9 protein-coding genes are annotated in these 22842 nt (G+C 66.6%); all 9 read right to left on the bottom strand.

The features are described from left to right. Nucleotides 1-18 precede the first annotated feature (18 nt). Nucleotides 19-960: a class I fructose-bisphosphate aldolase gene (locus tag ACESMY_RS15815; RefSeq protein ID WP_372785577.1), complete on the bottom strand. Its 942-nt coding sequence runs from the start codon at nt 958-960 to the stop codon at nt 19-21. Between the two features lie 25 nt (nt 961-985). After that, a complete protein-coding gene (locus ACESMY_RS15810; RefSeq protein WP_372785576.1) occupies nt 986-1807 on the bottom strand; it encodes a Cof-type HAD-IIB family hydrolase in 822 nt (273 codons plus the stop codon). Next, entirely contained in the window at nt 1804-3315 is a 1512-nt protein-coding gene (gene zwf, locus ACESMY_RS15805) for a glucose-6-phosphate dehydrogenase (protein ID WP_372785575.1), read from the bottom strand. The genes ACESMY_RS15810 and zwf overlap by 4 nt, the downstream gene beginning before the upstream one ends. Nucleotides 3316-3385: 70 nt before the next feature. Further along, nucleotides 3386-4429, bottom strand: a complete 1044-nt coding sequence (gnd, locus tag ACESMY_RS15800; RefSeq protein WP_372785574.1) for a phosphogluconate dehydrogenase (NAD(+)-dependent, decarboxylating) — start codon at nt 4427-4429, stop codon at nt 3386-3388. Nucleotides 4430-4452: 23 nt separating this feature from the next. Continuing rightward, on the bottom strand, nt 4453-7269 hold the full coding sequence (locus ACESMY_RS15795; RefSeq protein WP_372785573.1) for a bifunctional transaldolase/phosoglucose isomerase: 2817 nt from the start codon (nt 7267-7269) through the stop codon (nt 4453-4455). Nucleotides 7270-7277: 8 nt separating this feature from the next. Continuing rightward, nucleotides 7278-9386 carry a transketolase gene (gene tkt / locus ACESMY_RS15790; protein ID WP_372785572.1) on the bottom strand — a complete coding sequence of 703 codons (2109 nt, stop codon included), beginning with the start codon at nt 9384-9386 and terminating at the stop codon, nt 7278-7280. A gap of 214 nt (nt 9387-9600) precedes the next feature. Continuing rightward, on the bottom strand, nt 9601-11982 hold the full coding sequence (locus ACESMY_RS15785) for a phosphoketolase (RefSeq protein ID WP_372785571.1): 2382 nt from the start codon (nt 11980-11982) through the stop codon (nt 9601-9603). A gap of 189 nt (nt 11983-12171) precedes the next feature. Continuing rightward, nucleotides 12172-13854 (bottom strand): phosphoglucomutase (alpha-D-glucose-1,6-bisphosphate-dependent), encoded by a 1683-nt coding sequence (gene pgm, locus ACESMY_RS15780; protein WP_372785570.1) that lies wholly within the window; start codon nt 13852-13854, stop codon nt 12172-12174. Nucleotides 13855-13867: 13 nt separating this feature from the next. After that, entirely contained in the window at nt 13868-22414 is an 8547-nt protein-coding gene (locus ACESMY_RS15775; RefSeq protein WP_372785569.1) for a GH36-type glycosyl hydrolase domain-containing protein, read from the bottom strand. Between the last annotated feature and the right edge of the window lie 428 nt (nt 22415-22842).

The following is a 22842-nucleotide window of genomic DNA, read 5'->3' as shown; positions in this document are numbered from 1 at the left end:
GTTCTGAGGCTGCGGCGCTCAAGCGACCAGGCTCGGGTCGGGCGCGCCCTGATAGATGTCCATCACCGAGGCGAGCATCTTCAGAGCCTCGGGCTTGGTCCGCTGGAAGGAGTTGCGCCCCAGGATTGAGCCAAATCCCCCGCCCGCGTGGATCGCCCGGATCTCGTCCAGCAGGGCCGCGTCGTCGAATGTCGCTGCGCCACCTGAGAAGATCACGATCCGCCGGCCCGCAAAGGCGCACTCCAGGACATGGCGCACGCGCTCGGCCGGCGTGGCGATGGGGATCTTCTGGTCTTCGTAGACCTTGCGGGCTTCCGCCTGCTCGAGATGCGCGGTCGGCAGCTTCACCTTGATGATGTGCGCGCCCAATTGAGCGGCGATCTGCACGGCATAGCCTGCGACATCGATCGCAGTTTCGCCCGCCTTGCTGAGGCCGGAGCCGCGCGGATAGGCCCAGACCACGACGGCCAGTCCATGGCGCTTGGCTGTCTCGGCGTAAGCGCGCAGCTGACCATACATCTCCAGCTGATGGGACGACCCCGGATAAATGGTGAAGCCGATCGCCGCGCAGCCCAGCCGAAGCGCGTCGGCGACGCCGGCGGTGAGCGCCTGGTTGGGGTCGGCCTGCGCCAGCAGGACGTCGTCATCATTGACCTTCAAGATGAGGGGCAGGTCTCCCGCAAAATCCCGCGCGCCCGCCTCGAGGAAGCCAAGGGGCGCCGCATAGGCGTTGCAGCCGGCGGCAATCGCCAGTTCGAAGTGATAGCGAGGGTCGTAGGCGGGCGGATTGAGGGCGAAGGATCTGGCCGGCCCATGCTCGAACCCTTGGTCTACCGGTAGAATAACCAGCTTGCCGCTACCCCCCAACCGCCCGTGATTGAGCAGCCGCGCCAGGTTGGTAAGCGTCCCGACGTTGTCCGCGCCATACCAACTCAAGATCTCTTTCACGCGCGGCGTCATCGGGGACTTCTTTCAATGTGGGTCATCAAGCGGCCCCAGGCAGGACGAATTTCCGAACCGCCTTGGCAAAGCCGTCGTCCTGGTTGCTCTCAGTCACCTGGTTGGCCTGCGCCTTCACCTCGTCACTGGCGTTGCCCATGGCGATGGAGAGGCCACTCTGGCGAAACATCAGCACGTCATTCTGCATGTCCCCGATCGTGGCGATCTGATCAGGCGCGATGCTCAGACGGACAGACAGGTCCGCCACGACGGCCCCCTTGTTGGCCTGGGGATGGGTGACATCCAGGAAGTAGGGATTCGACCGGGTGGCGCTGGCGCTTGCGCCCAAAACCGTCTGCGCGCGGGCCTCGCATGCGGCGACCAATGCCAGATCGTCGGAGACGCCCACGATCTTGACGGCCTGCGCCAGGTGCTCAGCGGTGAAGGCCGACACGACCTGGGCGGGGAATTTCAGGATCCAGGCCTCGCGCGCCACGTGCGAAGCCGAAGGATCCCGGACCAGCCAGGCGGTCTCGGTGTAGATCCAGACGTCGAGACCCTGGTCAAGCAACAGGGCCACGGCTTTGGCGGCGGCCGCCGCGCCGATCACATGGCAAGCGATGACCGATAGGTCGGGGTTGACCAGGAGGCCGCCGTTGAGGCCTGCCAGCGGGAGCGTCAGACCGAGCGGTGCGACCAGCATGTTCATGCCGCGCGGCGGCCGGCTGCTGGTGATGGCGAAGGCGATGCCGGCGTGACGAAGATCCTGCACCGCTGCGATCGCGGCCTCTGTGAGCTGCTTGTCGTCGGTCACCAAGGTGCCATCGACATCGGCGAGCAGAAGCCTCGGGCCACCGCTCCTGGTCATGCCGCCGCGCCCTTCGTGGACGCGACAGGCCGCCAGCGCCGGCCTTCGCGCGCCAGCAGGTCGGCCGCCGCCTCGGGCCCGTCGCTGCCGGAGGGATAACCTGGGACGTCGCCGGCCTTCATCGACCAGGCGTCGAGCACGGGCTGGACGAGGCGCCACCCCTGCTCGACCATGTCGGCGCGCATGAACAGGCTCTGGTCGCCGGTCATCACGTCCTGAAGCAGTGTCTCGTACCCGACGCTCGAGGCCTTCGGGAACCAATCGTCGTAACGGAAGTCCATGGTCACGGCCGCAAGGTCGATCTCTGCGCCGGGCCGTTTGACCTCGAACTGCAGGGAAATCCCCTCCTCCGGGGCAACGTTCAGAAGCAGCCAATTGGGCCGAAGGGCCGCAACCGGCGTGGCTTCGAATGCGGCATAGGGCGCCTGCTTGAAGCGGATGGCGATTTCCGTCATCCGCTTCGACAGGTGCTTGCCGGTGCGGACGTAGAAGGGGACGCCCGCCCACCGCCAGTTGTCGATCTCGAGGCGCAGGGCGACATAGGTTTCGACATCGGAGTTGACCGCCACCTGCGGCTCCTGGCGGTAAGCCTTGGCGTCCCGACCCAGAACCTGGCCGGCCAGATACTGACCCCGAACCGCCCGGTCGGGCGTGACTGCCGGCATGGCTGCGAACACGTCGGCCTTGCGCGAGCGGACGGCCTCGGCGTCGAAGCCCACCGGCGGCTCCATGGCCACCATGGAGAGCAGGCTGAGCACATGGTTCGGCACCATGTCGCGCAACGCGCCCGTCGCCTCGTAGAAGGCGCCGCGGTCTTCAACGCCTACAGTCTCGGCGACGGTGATCTGCACCTCATCGATGCGGTCGCGATTCCAGATCGGCTCGAAGAGGCCGTTGGCGAAGCGGAACGCCAGGATCGCTTGGACGGTGTCCTTTCCCAGGAAATGGTCGATCCGGAAGATCTGCTCTTCTTCAAGGGTTCGCCTCAGGCTCGCGTTGAGGTCGCGCGCCGAGGCCAGGCTGTGGCCGAAGGGCTTCTCGATCACGACGCGGCGCCAGGCGCGAGGCGCGCCGTCCCCAGGCGCCGCCTCTCGTGTCAGTTCCGCCTTCCCGAGTTGCTCCACCACCGGGCCAAAGAGGCGATCAGCGACCGCAAGGTAGAAGATGACGTTGCCGCCAGGACCTGAAGGAGTTGCCTCGATCGCCTTGGCAAGCTTGGCGTGGACGGCGGCGTCCGTGGCGTCGCCCTGGACATAGGACATGCCGCCCGCAAGACGCGCCCAGGCGGCCTCGTCGATATGATCGATGCTGAAGGTGGCGGCGTCGTTGCCCACGAAGCTCTGGAGACCCGCGTAGAGCTGGTTACGCCAGCTCTCCGACGATCCCGCCGTCCGGGCGACGCCAATCAGCGCAAAGCGATCCGGCAGCCTGTTGGCGCGCGACAGGTTGTAGAGCGCCGGGACGACGAGGCGCTGACAGAGGTCGCCTGTCGCACCGAAGATCACCATAGTGCAGGGCTCAGCTAAGCCCGACTGGGGATCGGCGTCACCGGGGCGGCAGAATCGATCGGTCACCCGTCTAGGCCGAGGCGATCGATGCGCTCGTCCGACCAGGCTGCGCAGCCTTGGGCTCAGGATCGATCGGCTCCTGACCTTCCAGATGCCCGCCGAACCCAAACCGCATGGCCGACAGCATCTTCTCGGCGAAGGTATTGTCCTGGCGGGACCGAAAGCGGGCGTAAAGCGCGGCGGTGATGACGTCGGCAGGGACCGCCTCCTCGATCGCCGCCTCCACCGTCCAGCGGCCTTCGCCCGAATCCTGGACGAACCCGGAGTAGGTGGCGAGCTCAGGATCTTTGACGAGCGCTGCAGCGCTCAAGTCGAGCAGCCATGACGAGATCACGCTGCCGCGCCGCCAGACCTCGGCGATATCGGGCAAATTCAGCGTGTACCGCTCGGCCTCGGGCAGGTCCGAAGAGTCCTTGTTGCGCAGGATATCGAAGCCTTCGCCGTAAGCCTGCATAAGCCCGTACTCGATCCCGTTGTGCACCATCTTGACGAAGTGGCCAGCGCCGGACGGACCGGCGTGGATGTAGCCGCGCTCCGCCCGCGCATCGACGCCATCGCGCCCCGGCGTGCGCGCGATGTCGCCTCGTCCCGGCGCCAGGGCCGCGAAGATAGGATCAAGATGGTCGACCGCGGACTTCGGCCCGCCGATCATCATGCAGTAGCCACGGTCGATGCCCCAGACGCCGCCGGAGGTGCCGCAGTCGACGTAGTGGATGCCTTTCTCGGCCAGCGCCTTCGCGCGGCGGATGTCGTCTTTGTAGAAGGAGTTTCCGCCGTCGACGATGATGTCGCCGGCCGAAAGCAGGCCGGCTAGCGTCGTAACCATGTCGTCGGTGACCTGGCCGACCGGCAGCATGAGCCAGACGGCGCGAGGGCCTGGACCCAATAGCGTTACGACGTCCGCCACCGACGCCGCGTCGATCGCGCCATTTTTGGCCAGGGCCTCTCGCGCCTTGGCCTCCCGGTCGTAGACAACGCAGCCATGTCCCGCCTGCATCAGGCGGCGGGACATGTTGCCGCCCATCTTGCCCAGTCCGATCATACCGATTTGCATGGTCCGCTCCTTGGACGGCGCCGTCAGGCGAACGCCGCCTCGATCGCCTGTTTCAAATGGGTAAGTCCCGCATCGACGTCCTTGAGATGCACGCGCATCAGGCGCCGCCCGCGTTCGCCCAGTACCTCGAAATCGCCGCGGGCCTGGGCAGCTTTCACCACGCCAAAGCTATAAGCGTGGCCGGGAACATCGATGTCGCAGGCGTCATCGCAGGTGATCTGAAGGAACACCCCGCAGTTCGGGCCGCCCTTGTAGATCTGTCCGGTCGAATGCTGGAACCGCGGGCCAAACCCCAGGCAGGTTGCGGCATGGGTCCGGTCGCGGATGCGGGCGCGGATCGCGGTCAAGGCTTCGGTATGGACCGGGTTGCGTTCGACATAGGCCAGCAGCGCCACGTAGTCGCCGTCCTGAACCTGACCGAAATGGCTGCGCAGATAGCCTGCTAAGGTGTTGTGCCGCCCAATCGCCTCGGCATTGCGGGGATCGGCATAGAGGGACACGCCGTTCTCGCGGAACACGGGCTCGTCCTTCGGCAGGCTGCGGGTCGTTTCGTAGGCCTTGATGAGTGAGCTCGATGTCTGCTTGCTGGCTTCGACGTCTGGCTGATCGAAGGGATCAATCCCGAGGATCGCGCCGGCGACGGCGGTGGCGATTTCCCAGCGGTAGAATTCCTGACCGAGACTCCAGGTGTCCTTGACCCGGATCCAGACCACGGGATGGCCGGCATGTTCCAGCGCCTTCATCGCCAGGCGCTGAGCGGGGTCGGGGCTGCCGTCCAGCTCCAGGTAGGCGAAGACCCGGTCGTCCCCATAGAAGCTGTGCGCCGCGAGCGGCTCACCCGCCAGCGGGATCAGGCCTCGCCCCATCTTGCCGGTGCTCTCGGCGATGAGTTGCTCCAGCCAGGCGCCGAGAACGGCGATCCCAGGTGAGGCTACGAGGGTCAGCTTGTTGCGGCCAAGTCGCGCCGCCGCCACCCCCAGGGCGACCCCCAGCTGCACGCCCGGATTCTCCGCTGGCGGCACGTCCGGTCCGCAAGAGCGCATCATCGGCTGGGTGGTCTCCAGCAGACACTGGATATCGACGCCTATCCCCGCGGCCGGGGCCAGGCCGAACTTCGACAGCACCGAATAGCGACCACCGATCCCTCTCGCACCGTAGAAGACGTGGGCAAAGCCCAGCTTGGCGGCCCGGTCATCCAGTGCCGAGCCGGCATCGGTGACGGCGACGAAATGTTCGCCGGCCTTGCCCGCGCCGCGCACCCTCACCACGCGATCGAAGAAGTAGTCGAGGAAAATATTGGGCTCGAGAGTCCCGCCGGATTTCGACGACACCATGAAGAGCGTGTGGCTGAGGTCGATGGCCTGCTCGATCGTCCTGATCTGGGCTGGATCGGTGCTGTCGAGCATGTGGAAGCGCGGCCATCCGGGCTGCCGGCCGAAGGTCTCGGCCAGCACTTCCGGGCCGAGACTGGACCCGCCCATGCCCAGCAGCACGAGGTCGGTGAAGGCGCGACGCTGCACCTGAGTCGCGAACTCGCGGAGCGGCTCAAGGTCACGCAACTCCCGCGCATTGTTGGTCAACCAGCCGAGCCAGCGGTCTTCGTCCTCGCCTGTCCAGAGGTTGGCGTCGCCCGCCCAAAGCGCGCGGATGCGACCGTCCTTGCGCCAGGCCTCCAGCTCATCTGCGTAGGCGGCGCTCATCTCAGGTGAGCCAGGTCGGATGTCCAGGCGCGCGGCACTTCCCTCCAGGAGCACGCGGCGGCGGCGCGCAACGGCGCCGAGGAGGTTGTCGAAGTCGTCGGCGAACTGCTGCACGCCTTCGGCGACGAGATCGTCCGTGATCGCTTGCAGCGAGACGCCCTGCTGCGCCAGATCCGCCAGCACCGCGCGCGCCGCGTCAATGTCTTGCTCGATGGCGTCTGGCCTCGCCTCGCCATGATCGCGGAACGCGTCCATCGTTGCCGGCGGCAGGGTATCGACGGTGTCGCGGCCGATCAGGGCCTCGACGTACATTGTGTCCTTGTAGGCCGGGCTCTTTGTGCTCGTGGAGGCCCAGAGCAGCCTCTGCGTCCGGGCGCCGGACGCGGCCAGGGCGTCCCAGCGGGGACCTGAAAACAGCGCCTGGTAACGGACGTAGGCCAGTTTCGCACTGGCGATCGCCGCCTTGCCGCGCAGAGCGCTGGCGACCCGTGCGTCGTCCAGGGCGTCCAGGCGCTTGTCGATGGCGGTGTCGATCCGGCTGACGAAGAAACTGGCGACGCTGGCGACTTTCGACAGGTCGCCGTGAGCCCGCGCCAAATCTTCCAGGCCGGCGATATAGGCCTCGGTCACCTGCTCATAGATGGCCACCGAGAACAGCAGGGTCACATTTATATTGAGGCCTCGCCCGATCAGCCGACGGATCGCTGGCAGACCCGCAGGCGTCGCCGGAACCTTCACCATCAGATTGGGACGAGCCACCGCCGCCCACAGCCGCAACGCCTCGCCAACGGTCGCTTCTGTGTCATTGGCGAGGTAGGGCGAGCACTCCAGGCTCACGTAGCCGTCATAGCCCTGGGTCTCGTCATAAACGGGTCGCAGCAGGTCGGCGGCGTCGCGGATGTCGGCGATCGCCAGGTGCTCGTAGATCTCGGCGACGCTGTGATCGCCGGTCGACTGGAACGCCGCGATCGCCTCGGCGTAGTCATCGCCCTCCCCGATCGCCTTCTCGAAGATCGAGGGATTGGAGGTGACGCCCTTCAATCCGTCGCGCTCGATGAGCGTGCGAAGCTCGCCGGTCTCGATCAGGCTGCGCCGAATGGAGTCGAGCCATGGGGACTGGCCGCACGCTTCAAGTTGCATCAGCGGATTCATGGCGTGCGCGTTCTGGCCCCGGCGAGCTGCTCTTTCGCCGCGGCCAGCACGGCCTCGACGGTAAAGCCGAACCTGGACATCAGAGCGTCTATCGGCGCCGAGGCGCCAAACGAGGTCATCCCGATCCGAGCGCCGGTGGCGCCGACGTAGCGGTCCCAGCCGATCACCGAGGCCGCCTCGACGGAAACGCGCGGCATGACCGACGGCGGAAGGACGCTGTCGCGATAGGCCTGGTCCTGTTCCTCGAACAATTCCCAGGACGGCAGGCTGACCACCCGCGCGGCGACGCCCCGGGCCTTGAGGGACTGATAGGCCGCTACACAGAGCCCGATTTCGCTGCCCGTGGCCATCAGGATCACCGCGGGCTTGCCGGGGTCCGCATCGGCGAGCACATAGCCGCCGCGCGCCACCCCGGACGCCGGCGCAAACTGAGTGCGGTCGAGCGTGGGCAAAGGCTGGCGGCTCAGCACCAGGCAGGCAGGCCGATCCTTCAATCCGGCGACGATGCGCCAAGCTTCCACCACCTCGTTGGCGTCCGCGGGCCGAAGCGTGATGAGGTTTGGGATGGCCCGCAGGCCCACGAGCTGCTCCACAGCCTGATGGGTCGGGCCGTCTTGGCCCAGGCCGATGGAATCGTGGGTGAAGATGTAGACCGCCGGCAGCCCCATCAGCGCGCTCAGACGGACGGCCGGCTTCATGTAGTCGGAGAAGATCAGGAAGGTCGATCCGAAGGCCCAGATCCCCGCGAGGGTCAGGCCGTTGACCACCGCGCCCATGGCATGTTCGCGAATGCCGAAATGGAGGTTGCGGCCCCCATAGGCGCCGGCCTCGAAGTCTCCGGCGCCTTCCGCGGTCAGCCGGGTCTTGGTCGAGGGGGCGAGATCGGCGGCCCCGCCAATCAGCCAGGGACAGCGCCGGGCGATGGCATTCAGGACCGCGCCAGAAGACTCCCGCGTGGCGAGGCCCTTGGGGTCGGCGGGAAAGCTCGGCAGGTCAGCGGCCCAGTCGTCGGGAAGGCGGCGGGTGAGCATCCGATCCATCTGGTCAGTGAGATCACCCTGCTCAGACCGATAGTCGGCCATGCCCGCCGACCAGGCGGTCCGCAGCGGCGCCATACGCGCCGCAATCGCGCTGCGCACGTGGTCGCAAACACCGTCTGGGACCAGGAATTTCGCCTCCTCCGGCCATCCATAGCTGCGCTTGGCCAGGCGGATTTCTTCTTCGCCCAAGGGCTCGCCGTGAGCGGCGCTGGTGTCATGTTTATGCGGCGCTCCAAAGCCGATATGGCTCTCGACGATGATCAGGGTCGGGACGTTTTCGGTGGCCCGAAACGCTTCGAACGCCGCCGCGAGACGGGCGGTGTCATTGGCATCGCCCACTCGCTCCACGTTCCAGCCGTAGGCCAGGAAGCGGGCCGCGACGTCTTCGCTGAACGCCAGGTCGGTATGGCCTTCGATGGTGATGCGGTTGCTGTCATAGATCCAGCAGAGCTTGCCGAGCATCAGCTGGCCGGCCAGCGATGCGGCCTCGCTGGTGACGCCTTCCATCATGTCGCCGTCGCCGCAGAGCGCGTAGACATCGTAGTCGAACGCCGCGAACTCAGGCCGATTGAAGTGCGTCGCCTGCCAGCGTCCGGCAATGGCCATCCCGACGCTGGTCGCGCAACCCTGGCCCAACGGGCCTGTCGTCGCCTCGACCCCGCTGGTCACGCCGTACTCGGGATGCCCGGGGCAGTGGCTTCCAAGTTCCCGAAAGGCGCGGATATCGTCCAGGCTTACCGCGAGGCCATCGGCGCGCCCATCGCCTCCTGTGATGTCCTTGACCCCGGCGAGATGCAGCATCGCATAGAGCAGCATCGAGGCGTGGCCGTTGGACAGCACGAAGCGATCGCGGTTGGGCCAAAGGGGATCGTCGGGATCGAAGCGGAGAAACGCCCGCCACAATGTGTAGATCACCGGGGCTAGGGCCATGGGGGTTCCGGGATGTCCGGACTTCGCCTTCTGCACTGCGTCCATGGACAGGGTGCGGATGGTGTTGAGGCAGAGGTCGTCGATCCCATCCGCGGTTGTGAACGGTCTCGCGGGGTCCGCGGCGGCCAGGCTCACGCGCCCACCGGAGCGGCTTGTCCGTCGCAGCCTTCAATACACTCAACTCGGAACACCGCGCGCCTCGTCGCCAGCAGAAAATGTTCGGACCCCCTGGTGGGAAGGCGATCGGCAGGAACTGGGTTCTGTCCCGCGGCGCTTCGATCAATCGAGAGGATCACCCGCAGAATAGGCGGCGGGAGTATCGTCGGGGCAGGATCGGAAACTACTCAGATCAACTCTCGGCGCTGGACTCGAGGCTCCATCGCCAATCCCGCACCTCCGGCATGTCGTCGCCATGTTCGCTGATGTAGAGCTTGTGGCGTTCCATGACTGACCAGTAGCGCGCCGTGGCCATCTCCACTTGGTCGGCCAAGCGCGGGATCCGCCGGATCGCGTCGAGCGCCAACTGGTAGCGGTCGAGATTGTTCAGCACGACCATATCGAAGGGCGTCGTCGTCGTGCCCTCCTCCTTGTAGCCGCGCACATGGAAATTGCCGTGATTGCGCCTGCGGTAGGTCAGTTCGTGGATCAGGGCGGGATACCCGTGGTAGGCGAATATCACGGGTCGGTCGGTCGTGAAGAGTGCGTCGAAATCCTGGTCTTCCAGTCCATGCGGATGTTCCGAGCGAGGCTGCAGCGCGAGCAGGTCCACCACGTTGACCACCCGTATGCGGATGTCCGGGACGTAGGCGCGCAACAGGGTCACGGCCGCCAGCGCCTCAAGCGTCGGAACGTCACCGGCGCAGGCCATGACCACATCGGGATCGTCACCGCCGGGGCTCGCCCAGTCCCAGACGCCGATGCCGGCCGTGCAGTGGCGGACCGCTTCGTCGATGTCCAGCCACTGCCACTCCGGCTGTTTGCCGGCGATGATCAGGTTCACATAGTTGCGGCTGCGCAGGCAGTGGTCGGCGATTGACAGCAGGCAGTTGGCGTCGGGCGCGAGATAGATCCGCACCACATCGGCCTTCTTGCTCGCCACGTGATCGATGAACCCGGGGTCCTGGTGGGAGAACCCGTTATGGTCCTGGCGCCAGACGTGGGAGGTCAGGAGGTAGTTCAGTGAGGCGATCGGCGCGCGCCAGGGAATCTTGCGGGTGACCTTCAGCCACTTGGCGTGTTGGTTGAACATCGAGTCGATGATGTGGATGAACGCCTCGTAGCAGGAAAAGAGGCCATGCCGGCCAGTCAGGAGGTAGCCCTCCAGCCAGCCCTCGCAGAGGTGCTCGCTCAGCACCTCCATGACCCGTCCGTCGGCGCTAAGGTTGGTGTCGATATCCTCGACGGCGGCCATCCAGACCTTGCCGGTCACTTCATAGACAGCGTCCAACCGGTTCGAGGCCGTCTCGTCTGGGCCGAACAGGCGGAAGTTCTGCTTGTCCCGGTTGAGCGCCATTAGATCGCGCAGATACCGCCCCAGGACGCGCGTGGCCTCTGCCTTGACAGCCCCCGGCGATGGGACCTTCACCGCGTGGTCGCGGAAGCCCGGCATCGACAGGGCGACCAGAAGCTCGCCGCCGTTGGCGTGAGGATTGGAACCCATCCGGCGATGTCCGGTCGGCGCCAATGCGGCCAGGTCTTCACGGAATTTTCCGGTGTCGTCGAAGAGTTCCTCCGGCCGGTAGCTCTTCATCCAGGTCTCGAGCTGCCGCAGGTGCTCTGGGTTCTCCATGTGAGCGATCGGCACCTGGTGCGCGCGCCATGTCCCTTCGACGGGCAACCCATCGACCACCTTCGGTCCTGTCCAGCCCTTGGGCGTCTGCAGGACGATCATCGGCCAGCGCGGACGCTCAGGCGCGGCGCCCGCAGCGCCTGTTCGGGCCGCGTGCTGGATGTCGCCGATCCTCGCCAGGATCGAGTCAAGGGTTCCTGCCAGCGCCTGGTGGACCAGGGCCGGATCGTCGCCCTCGACGAAGTGGGGCTCGTAGCCGTAGCCCTGCAGGAGCGCGGTGAGTTCCTCCCGGGTGATCCGCGCCAGGACCGTCGGATTGGCGATCTTGAAGCCGTTCAGATGCAGGATCGGTAGGACCGCACCATCGCGCGCCGGGTTCAGGAATTTGTTGGAATGCCAGCTCGCGGCCAGGGCGCCGGTCTCAGCTTCCCCGTCGCCGATCACGCAGGCGACAATCAGGTCCGGATTGTCGAAGGCCGCGCCGTAGGCGTGCAAGAGGGAATAGCCCAGCTCACCGCCCTCATGGATCGATCCCGGCGTCTCCGGCGAGACGTGACTGGGGATCCCATAGGGCCAGGAGAACTGCCGAAACAGCCGATAGAGACCGTTTCGGTTGCGTTCGACCGCCGGGTAACGCTCGGTGTAGGAGCCCTCGAGATAGGTGTTCGCGACGATGCCCGGCCCGCCATGACCGGGCCCGATCACGTAGATCATGTTGAGGCCGTGCTCTTTGATCAGCCGGTTCAGGTGAGCGTAGAGAAGGTTCAGGCCGGGGGTGGTGCCCCAATGCCCGAGCAGGCGGGGCTTGATGTCGCTAAGCTTGAGCGGCCTTTCCAGCAGGGGATTGTCCTGGAGGTAAATCTGCCCCACCGACAGATAGTTCGCAGCGCGCCAATAGGCGTCGATTGACTGGAGCGCGGCGGGGGTCAGCGGATCGGGCATGGCGAACTCCGGAGCAATGGCCGCGACGGCGCGCAGACCGTCGCCCGTAGCCTTCGTCCGACCGCAATCGGGGCCACGATAGTGACCCACCGGGCGGGCCAGGAAGGGTCGGAAACTACTCACGGGCCCGCGTTGGTCGGGTGCGGTATCAAGACCCTCCGCAGGCTTCCTTTGGGTGCTTGGGGCCTTCTATCCCGCAGGCGGCGTTTCCACCTGAGCCGGCGCGTCGGCGAGCGCGTGGTCGATGGTCGCCTGGGCCTGCCTCTGGATCGTCGCCAGGTGTTCGGCGCTGACGAAACTTTCAGCATAGATCTTGTAGACGTCTTCGGTCCCCGATGGGCGCGCGGCGAACCAGCCGTTTTTGGTCACCACCTTGATCCCGCCAATCGGCTGATCATTCCCCGGCGCGCGGGTCAGCTTCGCGTTGATCGCCTCATCGGCGAGGTCTTTGGCCTCGATATCCGACGGATCGAGCTTCGCCAGCCGCGCTTTCTGGGCCGCGGACGCCGGCGCGTCGATCCGCGCATAGAATGAGGTCCCGAGGTCGGACGTGACGCTCGCATAGAACTGGCCAGGGTCCTGGGCGGTCCGGGCGCAGATTTCAGCGGCCAGCAGGCCCATGATCAACCCGTCCTTGTCCGTGGTCCATACCGTCCCATCGCGGCGCAGGAAGGCCGCACCGGCGCTCTCTTCCCCGCCGAAGGCGAGCCCGCCGTCGATCAGCCCCGCGCTGAACCATTTGAACCCGACCGGAACCTCAAGAAGCTTGCGCCCCTGTTTCGCCGCCACCCGGTCGATCATGCTGCTGGAGACAACGGTCTTGCCGACGGCGCTGTCAGGCCGCCAACCTGGTCGATGGGCGCAGAGATAGGCGATCGCGGCGGCGAGGTAAGCGTTCGGGTTCATCAGACCGCTCGAGGGGCAGACGATCCCGTGGCGGTCGGCGTCCGTGTCGTTGGCGAACGCGACGTCGAACGTCTCACGCATCGCGATCAGCGGCGCCATGGCGTAGGCCGATGAGCAGTCCATCCGCACCCGTCCGTCCCAATCGACGGTCATGAACCGGAAAGTGGGGTCGATCGCCGTGTTTACGACCGTGGCGGCCAGCCCATAACGCTCGATGATCGGTTGCCAATACTGCACCGCCGCCCCGCCCAGCGGGTCGATCCCGATCCTCACGCCGGCGCTGCGGACGGCCTCCAGGTCCACGACATTGCCCAGGTCGGCGACATAGGGCGTGATGTAGTCGTGCGCATGGACGCATGCGGCCTTACGGGCGCGTGCATAGGGCATGCGCTGGACCCCATCGAGCCTCGTTTGGAGGAATTCGTTGGCGACCTTCTCAATCCAACCGGTGACCGTCAGATCCGCCGGCCCGCCGTTCGGTGGGTTGTATTTGAAGCCGCCTTCATCGGGCGGGTTGTGGGAAGGGCTGATCACGATCCCGTCGGCCAGGCCGGTCTCGCGGCCCAGATTATACCCCAGGATGGCGTGGGAGATCACCGGCGTCGGCGTGTAACCGCCATTCTCGTCGATCATCGTCTCCACGCCATTGGCGGCCAGCACTTCGAGGGTCGAGGCGAATGCCGGCTCCGAGAGGGCATGGGTGTCCATGCCCAGGAACAGCGGCCCGTCGATGCCCGCATGCCGGCGGTAGAGGCACACGGCCTGAGCGATCGCGACGATGTGCGTCTCATTGAACGCAGCCGCAAACGCGCTGCCTCGATGTCCGGACGTTCCGAACGCCACGCACTGCGCGGGGATGGTCGGATCCGGCTCCAACGCGAAATAGGCCGTCACCAGGCGTGGGACATTGACCAGCAATGCAGCGGGCACGGGCTTGCCGGCAAGCGGGCTTACGATCTCTGGCATGTCATCCTGGCCTTCATCCGAGAACGACCTCGATCCGATGCGCCTGCCCGTCGTCCACCAGACTGACGAGCCGGCCCGATTCCGCCGCCAGTACCTTACCGTCGAGCTTCATCGACAACACACCGCGGCAGACGCCGAGCGGGTTTTCGACGACGATGCTGTAGGGCGTCGCGCCATGGCGATAAGCGATCTCGAACCGCGGCCAATGGCTCGGAATGCAGGGATCGAGCCGCAGCGCGGCGCCCTGCACCCGGAATCCCAGGAGCCACTCCAGGGTGACCCGGTACATCCACCCGGCTGACCCTGTGTACCAGGTCCATCCGCCCCGCCCGATGTGGGGCGGTTCGGAATAGACGTCGGCGCAGACGACATAGGGCTCGACCTTGTAGCGATGCATGCCCGCCGCGTCGTCCGCATGGCGGATCGGGTTGAGCATTGTCAGCAGCTCGCCCGCCCTGTCGCCATCGCCCTGCATGGCGAACGCCATCGCCGACCAGGCCGCGGCATGGGTGTACTGACCGCCGTTCTCGCGGATCCCGGGGGGATATCCCTTGATGTAGCCGGGATCCTGAGCTGGGTAGTCGAACGGCGGCGTGAACAGCAGCACAAGCTTTTCGTCGCGCCGGACGAGAAATCGGTCCAGGGCCGCCATGGCCCGCACCGCCCGCGCCGGGTCGGCGGCGCCGGAGATCACCGACCAGGACTGGGCGATAGAGTCGATGCGGCATTGCCCATTGGCGACCGAGCCCAGCGCCGCGCCGTCATCGAAGAACGCGCGCCGATACCAGTCGCCGTCCCAGGCCTCACGCTCAAGTGACGCCTTAAGAGCGACCGCATGGCCACGCCACAAGTCGCCTTGCTGAACTCGGCTGCGCGCGTCGGCCAGTCCTGCGAAAGCGGTCAAGGTCGTATGGAGAAACCAACCCAGCCAAACGCTCTCGCCGCGTCCCCCTTCTCCCACCCGATCCATGCCGTCGTTCCAGTCGCCCGCGCCCATCAGCGGCAAGCCATGGGCGCCGACACCGAGACTCCTTTCGAGGGCAAGCGCGCAGTGGTCGAACAGGCTCGCTGTGGTCGCAGACGTCGCGGGTGCAAAGAACGCGTCGTGCTCGTCGGGCTTCAGAACCGGGCCTTCCAGGTACGGGACGGTCTCGTCGAGCACCGCCACGTCGCCGGTGACCTGCACATAATGGGCGACCGCAAAAGCCAGCCATCCGCAGTCGTCGGAGACGCGGGTGCGTATGCCCTTCCCCGATTCGGCGAGCCACCAGTGCTGCACGTCCCCTTCCAGGAATTGGCGACCCGCCGCGCGCAGAAGGTGGGCCCGGACCAGATCGGGCCGCAATAGACAAAGCGCCATCCCGTCCTGCAGCTGATCGCGGAAACCGTAGGCGCCGCTGGCCTGATAAAATCCCGTTCGCGCCCAGACCCGGCAAGCGAGGGTCTGGTAAGGCAGCCACCGGTTGACGAGAATATCGAGCGCGCGGTCAGGTGTCTTGACCTGCACGGTCCCGAGAATCTCGTCCCATTGACGAGTGACCTCACCGAACACCACATCCAGATCGGCCGCGCGGTACTTCGCCACCAGAGCCGCCGCCTCGCTCCTGGAAGCGGCCTGGCCTAGACAAAATACTATCTCCCGCGTGCCGAAGGCCTTGAGCGTAACCTGGGTCTGCAACGCGCCGCACGGATCGAGGCCCGCGCCGGTCCGGTTGGAGAGGCGGGTCCCCGGCGTAAGGCCCAAGGGTCGACCAAGGCCGCCGTGACGCCCCAGGAACTCCTTGCGATCGCCCGTCCACGAGGTCTGGTCGCCCTTGAGATCGAAAAACGCGACGCGCTCGCCGAAGTCGTCGTTCCAGGGGTTTTGCGCGAACATCGCGCCGGTGACGGGATCGATCTCGGTGACAACGAACGGCGCGCCGGCCATGCGCGAAGCGCCCAGCACCCACGCGACATAGCCGGTGACCGAGAGCCGCCGAGCGTGCCCCGAGGTGTCGGTGATGGTCAACCGCATGATCTTGATCGCGTCGTCGATGGGCACGAACTGTGTGAGCGCCAACGCCACGCCGTGAGAGGTATGCTCGAACCGGCTGAAACCCTGGCCATGCCGCACGGAATAGGTGGCCGCGGGGTCGCGTATGGGAAGTGCCGTCGGACCCCACACTTCGCCGGTGTCCTCATCGGTGAGGTAGACGACCTCTCCCGGCCCGTCGCCCACCGGGTCATTTGACCAAGGGGTCAGTTGGTTCTGCTGACTGTTCACCGACCAGGTGAACCCGCTGCCGTCGGTCGAGATCTGGAAGCCGAAGGACGGGTTCGAGATCACATTCACCCAAGGCGCCGGCGTCCGTTCCGTACCGGTCAGAACGGTCACATAATCGCGGCCATCATCGGCGAACCCGCCAAGGCCGTTGCAGAACTCCCGCGGCGGCGGCGGCAGCGGGCTCTCAGGCTCCGCCGCCGGCCCAGTGCGCGCCGGGGGAAACGTCCGCGCGGGCGTGGGGTCGCGGGCCCTGTTGAGCTGTTCGGCGAGCGTGCCGCGATCGCCGTAGAGCACCGCGCGCGCGGCGGCCTGCAGCAGGTCGCGGACCTCTGCTGCTATCAGATCGGTCCGCAGGACAAAGACCGAGCCCTGCGCAGGGTCGTGTGCGCCCTCCGAGGTTGGCTGATTGATCCGCACCAGGCTCTCGAGCGAGTTTTGCAGGTCTTGAACGTAGGAGGCGGCTCGCCCGTTCAGGATGACCAGGTCGACGGCAAGCAGCTTCAGACGCCAGTACTGATGCGCACGCAGCAATTGCCGGACCAGGGCCAGATCGTCGTCCGACTCGATGAGGATCAGCACGATTGGACGGTCGCCAGAAATCCCCTGCGACCAAAGCGTCGAGACCTTGCGTAGGCCCGCCCCGATGAGGTCGCTGGCGGGCCGCAGTGCTGGATCGCAGTAGAGGATGTGACTGGCGAGCCGCTGGAAGAGGTGCGCCTCGTCGGGGGCGACGCCCAGGTGGCGCAGCTGCATCTGCGCCTGGGTCCAGGCCAGCGCGGTCGCCCGGTCGAACGCTGTGGGATCGCGGTGCTTGTCGGCCAGCGCGAGCACGGCGTCGCGGCTTGCGGCGACCAGGGTCCAGTAGGCGATGCGCGCGGTCGCGCCCGGCGGTAGGGTCAGTCGGCGCCTGAGGCTGAACACCGGATCGAGCACGGGCCCCGAGGTGTTCGACAGCGGCCAGCCGTCGCCAATCGCCGCCGCCCCGCGAATGGTCCGACCGCGGCCGACAAACCGCGCGCGGTCGCTCTCAAATTGGATGTCGTCGGACCAGTCGCCCTCAACGACCGAAAGGTGAGCGGCCCAGATCAGGGGATCAGCGGCCGAGCGCTGCCGGCGGGTGGCGAGGATGGCCCCCAGGTGAGCCACGAATTCCGTCTCGACGAACAGCTTTGCGAAGGCTGGATGTGCAACGTCGTCGGCCTGCCGGGCCAGAGAGACTTCCGCGTACGAGGTCACGTCGATGGTGCGAGGCTGGGCGCCGTGGTTGGTGATGGACACCCGTCGGACTTCCGCGTCGTCCTCGGACGACACCATCACTTCCAGAACGCTCGTCAGCGTCCCGTCTCGTCGCGCGATCTCGGCGCGATCCTCGCAGAAGCCGACGTCGTAGCTTTCGGGCTCGGCCCCGATGGGTTGATAGGCGGCCGACCATGTCTGGCGGCTGCCAGCATCGCGCAAGAAGACATACGCACCCCAATCGTCACTGGTCACATCCTCGCGCCAGCGGGTGATCGCGATGTCGCGCCAGCGGCTGTATCCGGAGCCCGCCGCGGTCACCATCGCCGAATAGCGGCCGTTCGAGAGGATGTGGGTGCGAGGGGTCTGGGAATGGGCCGAGGTGTAGCGGCGCCAGGTTTCCAGCGCTTGGGGCGTCGCCTCGGCCGCCTCGGACTTTTCCGACGGCGGGCGGGCCAGCGCCACGTCGCGCGGCATTCGTTCCTGCAGCAACAGCTCTGCCGCTTGCACGATCGGCTCGGCATGGAAGCGCGCGCGCATCAGTCCGTCCTGCAGCGCATTGGCGATGGCGACCAGGGTCATGCCCTGGTGATGGGCCATGAAGGCGCGAATGACCGCGAACGGCGTCCCATCCGGAAGACGGGAGCGGGTGAAATCGACCGCCTCGTACCATCCGTAATCGCCGCGCAGACCTATGGCCGCCAACCGGATGTAGTTTCGCAGCGCGGCGCGAGGATCGATCATCGCGGCCAGACCACTGGCATAAGGGGCGATCACGGTGCTTTCGCCCAGGCCACGCTTGTAGCCCAGGTCCGGCACGCCAAAACTGGAGTACTGGAGGGTCTTCTCAAGGTCGCGGGCGTTGTACTCGGACTCCGACATACCCCAGGGAATACCGAGCTCCGCGCCGTATCGGGCTTGCCGCCAGACCACCAGGCGATTGGTCTGCTCCAGCAGGCTGCCGGCGGGGGCCCGCATGACCAGCGACGGCATCAGATATTCGAACATTGATCCCGACCACGAGATGAGGGCGGAGCCGCCATCGACCGGGGTCATGGTCCGTCCGAGACGGAACCAATGCTTTGCGGGAATATCGCCCTTGGCGATCGCCACGAAGCTCGCGAGACGCGCCTCCGACGCCAGCAGGTCGTAGAAATTGGAATCGAGAACGCCGTCCTCGTTGCGATAGCCGATGGACAGCAGCTGGCGGTCCGCGTCGAACAGGAAGCCGAACTCCATCGCGTCGAACAGCGCCTTGGCCCGATCGGCGACGGCGGCAAGGCGCCGCGGCAGCGGATCCGACAGCTCGGGGGATTCCAGCGGCGGCGGCTGGACGTCCCGCCGTTGCGAGGCGGCGCAGGCCCGCAGGGCGTCTGCCCAGACCAGCACCTCCGCTGCGCCGTCCGTCGTGATCTGACTTGTGTAGGCGCGGACCCGCACGTCGAGAGCCTCGACCTCGCTGATCGTCTCCTCCAAGTACAGGGTAAGTCGCGGCGCGTCCGGCGCCGCATCGACAAGCCGTGCGGCCAGCCCTTCGATGGTGGCCAGGAGCGGGCCCCGAAGAACGCCGGAGGGCTCGCCAACCGCCAGGATGGTCTCGCGCAGCAGGGTCAGGTGATCCCGCAGACCGGTCCGCCATGTCGTGTCGGCAAGGCCGGGCTGGCCGATCTCGCGGCAGGCGTTGGCTAGTGCGATCAGGTGGCCGGCGAGGTTGCCGCTGTCCACCGACGAGACGTATTTCGGATCAAGCGGACGAAGATCTCGGGTGTCGTACCAGTTGTAGAGATGGCCGCGAAAGCCCTCGAGCGCCTCGATGGTCGTCAGCGTGGCCTCGAGCTTTTCGACAGTCTCGGTCGTCCCGATCCAACCGAAGTCGTGGGCCGCCACAACGCTCAACAGATAGAGACCGATGTTCGTGGGCGAGGTGCGGTGCGCGACAACCGGTTCGGGTTCCTCCTGGAAATTGTCCGGCGGCAGCATGTTGTCGTCCGGGCCGACAAACCTCTCGAAGAACCGCCAGGTCCGCCGGGCAATCAGGCGCAGCGCCTCGGCGTCGCCCGGCGTGATCTTCAAATGGCCGGCGGCCGGCGGCGGCAGGCTCGCCCATCTTGCGATAAGCGGGGACAACACCCAGACGAGCCCGAAGGGCGCGGCCAGCGGCCACGTCTGCTGCCCGGTCAGATAAAGCGCGGCGCCGACCGCGCCGGCGAAGGCGGCGCTGCCGGCCACCTGCGCGACCATCTGGGCGGAATTGAATTCGGCATCGTTCTCGGCCTGCGCGGCTGAGACCCACTCCAGCAGCCGGCGACGCAGCAGCAGGCGGAACAGCGTGCGCATCACGGCATCGACCATCAGCCACGCCTGGTGGGACAGGAAGGTCACCAGGAACAGGCTCTGCGTCAGACCAAGCGCAAGGTCGCCGCGAACGGCGCGCAGGTGATTTCGTATCGACGCGCCGCCATGCCGCGGGACGAGGCCGGCGATCGCCGGGAGTAACGGCGGCAGCGCGATGGTCAGCACGATGAAAGCCGTCCAGACCTGCGCCGTGGCGTTCGGCTGCATCCACCCGATGATGAGGGCAAGCAGGGCCGTCGGTGCGGAAAGCGAGCGCCGCAGATTGTCGAGCAGCTTCCAGCGTCCCATCAACGGCAGCGCGATCTTGCGTTCGCCGTGCGTCCCCTTGGCGCCAAGGCCGAAGATCCAGGGAAGCAGTTGCCAATCGCCACGCACCCAGCGGTGCTGGCGAGCGGCGGCGACGTCGTACCGAGACGGGAATTCCTCGACGACCTCGATGTCCGACGCCAAGCCGGCGCGGGCGAAGATGCCCTCCAGCAAATCGTGGCTCAGGACAGTGTTGTCGGGAATCTGCCCGTCCAGCGCCGTTGCGAAGGCGTCGATGTCGTAGATGCCTTTGCCGCAGTAGGACCCCTCCTCGAAGAGATCCTGGTAGATGTCGGACACCGCTAGCGCGTAGGGGTCCAAGCCATTGGGTCCGGAGAAGACGCGCTCGAACAGCGAGCCCTCGCGGCCGATCGGCAAGGACGGCGTCACACGCGGTTGAAGGATCCCATGGCCTTGCACCACCCGGCCAGCGGCGACGTCGAAACGCGGTTGGTTTAAGGGGTGAGCCATCTTGCCGATCAGCCGACGGGCGGCGCCGATCGGCAGCCGCGTGTCGGCGTCAAGGGTGATCACATAGCGGATGCCGGCGGGCAGCGCCGCGGGCCGGCCATCCATAGGCAGGAATCCCGTATCGGTTGCCCCGCGCAGCAGGCGATTGAGTTCATGCAGCTTCCCGCGCTTGCGTTCCCAACCGATCCAGCGCCCTTCTCCGGCGTTCCAGACCCGTCGGCGCTGCAGCAGGATGAAGCGGGCGCTGTCGGCCAGCGGTCCGTACCGCGCGTTCAGTCGCGCGATTCCCGCGACGGCGGCGGCCAGCAGCTCCTGATCGCCGGGCGAATCCTCCCCGGTCGCATCGCGCCAGTCGGAAAGCAGGGCGAAATTGAAGTTATCTCCAGGGCTGGACAGGTGGTGGACTTCCAACCGCTCGATCTGGGCGTCGATCGCGGTCACACTGGAGAGTAGCGTCGGCACGACGACGATGGTTCTGAGCGCCGGGGGCACGCCTTCGCGCAGCTCCAGGCCTGGCAGACGCATGGCGCCGATCTGTTGGGTGCCCACGCGATTCACCAGCGCGATCGCCACATCGGAGGTCGGGATCAGGCCGACGACGGTCAAGGCCAGCAGCGCCCAGCCCGATCCACCGGCGTGCGCCACGACCAGCAGGGCCAGCCCAAGGACGACCGCCGAGAGCAAGGCGATCGTGCCGACGTAGCTCATCACGCCGATCTGGGCGTTGAGCCGAAATAGCCGCGTCTTCAGCGAGGCCCGGCCGCCGAGTTCCGTCTCGAAACCGTGGCGTCCCTTGGCGATCAGATAATACCCCGGATCGCATTGGCGCGCGTCGGCGCCGGCCGCGCCGTCTATTCGCCGGCTCGCGGCGACCGCCCGATTGGCGACGTCGGTCTCCTCACGTGACGATTGGAGCGCCAGGTCCTCGATGGCGCGGCGGTAGAGATCCCGGGTGGAGAAATCCATCGCGGCGAAGTCGCTGCCGGCCCGCAGGATGGCGTCGACCGGACTGACGCTTTCGAAAAACTCCGCCCAGTTCACCATCGACACCAGTCGCATGCTGGTGATCACGTTGCGCACGGTGACGTTCGACGCACCCTGGCGCTGAACCTCGTCGCGGACGATCTCAGCAGTAGAACTCCCGGCGCCGGCCAGCTTGGCCTCAAGCCACCGCAGCGAAGGGGTCGACGTGGGATCGCGGTCGCGAAGCCGCATCGCCAGCTGCACGCCGAACGCCATCGTCCAGGGCGCGCTGTTGAGGCTGGCCTGTGCGTCGCTGTCGGTCTCGGGATCGCGGTCGGCGGTCCCCAAGATCCGATCTGCAAACTCGTCGGCCAGGCGGCCGGCCGTCATCCGCGCACCGACCGTCTGCGCCAAGCGACGCAGGTTTTCCACCAGGGTGATGCGCACGCTGATCGCCAGCGCCCACAGCTCGCCGATGGTGAGCGGCTGGATACGCTGGTACGCCGCGACGAAGCGGGTCAGCTTCTGGACATCGAAGGCGCTGTCGGTGTGGGCGACGAAGGCCCAGGCGATCCCGATGACCCGCGGGTAGCCTTGCAAAGGACCTTCGGTCAGCTTCGGCAGTTTACGGTAGTAACCCGGCGGCAGGTCATGCCTGATCTCGCGGACTTGCTCTTCGACGACGTGGAAATTGTCGAGCAGCCATTCCGCCGCTGGCGTGATCGGTTGATGGGCGCGGTACGCCTGGGCGATGGTGCGGTAGGTCTCTCCGAGCACCCTGGTGTTGTCGCGAAGCCGTCGATCAAGGGGCAATCCCCGCGGCGAGCCCGAGGCGACGCCCTGCGCCGCCGCAAGGCTTTCGGCGTGCTGTTCGAGGCGCTCGACGCTGAACAGCTCCGCGCGAATCGGCGCCTCCCCCTGTTGGAAGCCGTCATGCCAGCCCAGGCGCAGGCGGGGCCGCTTCAAGGCTCGGCGTCTCAAGGCTCAACATCCCGAGGGGTCTTAGGTGCGAGCGCAGGCCTGCGTTCGAGATCGCGCCGCCGAAGCCCCACGTGAGGGTTCGCTCGGCCCGCGCTCGGGACGGTGCGGCTGGCGCCCCAGTCCCGCAGCGACTTGCCCTTGGCGGGCTCGGATCGCGACCGGTCGAGGCGAGGCGGCATTTCGATCTCCAATGTGCGCCAACCCGAGCCGCGACTGGTGGACGGCGTGGCTGGCGGCAGCGCCCAGGGCGGTTGACGATGACGGGTTGCGACGTCCGCGACCGCGTGGCGCGCCGTCGGCGAACCAGCAGACCATGCGGTCCGCACGGGTGTGCCTGACAGGATCGGAAATTACCTACGCGGCGGCGCGCGATGGGGGTTTCGATGGCCGCAAGCGACGGCCACGCACACCTG

Source organism: Phenylobacterium sp. (genome assembly GCF_041691455.1).
Lineage (GTDB): Bacteria > Pseudomonadota > Alphaproteobacteria > Caulobacterales > Caulobacteraceae > Phenylobacterium.
The sequence above is the reverse complement of the archived record's forward strand: the minus strand, read 5'-3'. Positions and strand labels throughout refer to the sequence as shown.

What these genes read in the sequence shown, in the direction of transcription:
- pgm (WP_372785570.1), bottom strand. Translation starts at nt 13,854, where the DNA reads ATGCCAGAGATCGTAAGCCCGCTTGCCGGCAAGCCCGTGCCCGCTGCA.
- ACESMY_RS15810 (WP_372785576.1), bottom strand. Translation starts at nt 1,807, where the DNA reads ATGACCAGGAGCGGTGGCCCGAGGCTTCTGCTCGCCGATGTCGATGGC.
- ACESMY_RS15795 (WP_372785573.1), bottom strand. Translation starts at nt 7,269, where the DNA reads ATGCAACTTGAAGCGTGCGGCCAGTCCCCATGGCTCGACTCCATTCGG.
- gnd (WP_372785574.1), bottom strand. Translation starts at nt 4,429, where the DNA reads ATGCAAATCGGTATGATCGGACTGGGCAAGATGGGCGGCAACATGTCC.
- ACESMY_RS15785 (WP_372785571.1), bottom strand. Translation starts at nt 11,982, where the DNA reads ATGCCCGATCCGCTGACCCCCGCCGCGCTCCAGTCAATCGACGCCTAT.
- zwf (WP_372785575.1), bottom strand. Translation starts at nt 3,315, where the DNA reads ATGGTGATCTTCGGTGCGACAGGCGACCTCTGTCAGCGCCTCGTCGTC.
- ACESMY_RS15815 (WP_372785577.1), bottom strand. Translation starts at nt 960, where the DNA reads ATGACGCCGCGCGTGAAAGAGATCTTGAGTTGGTATGGCGCGGACAAC.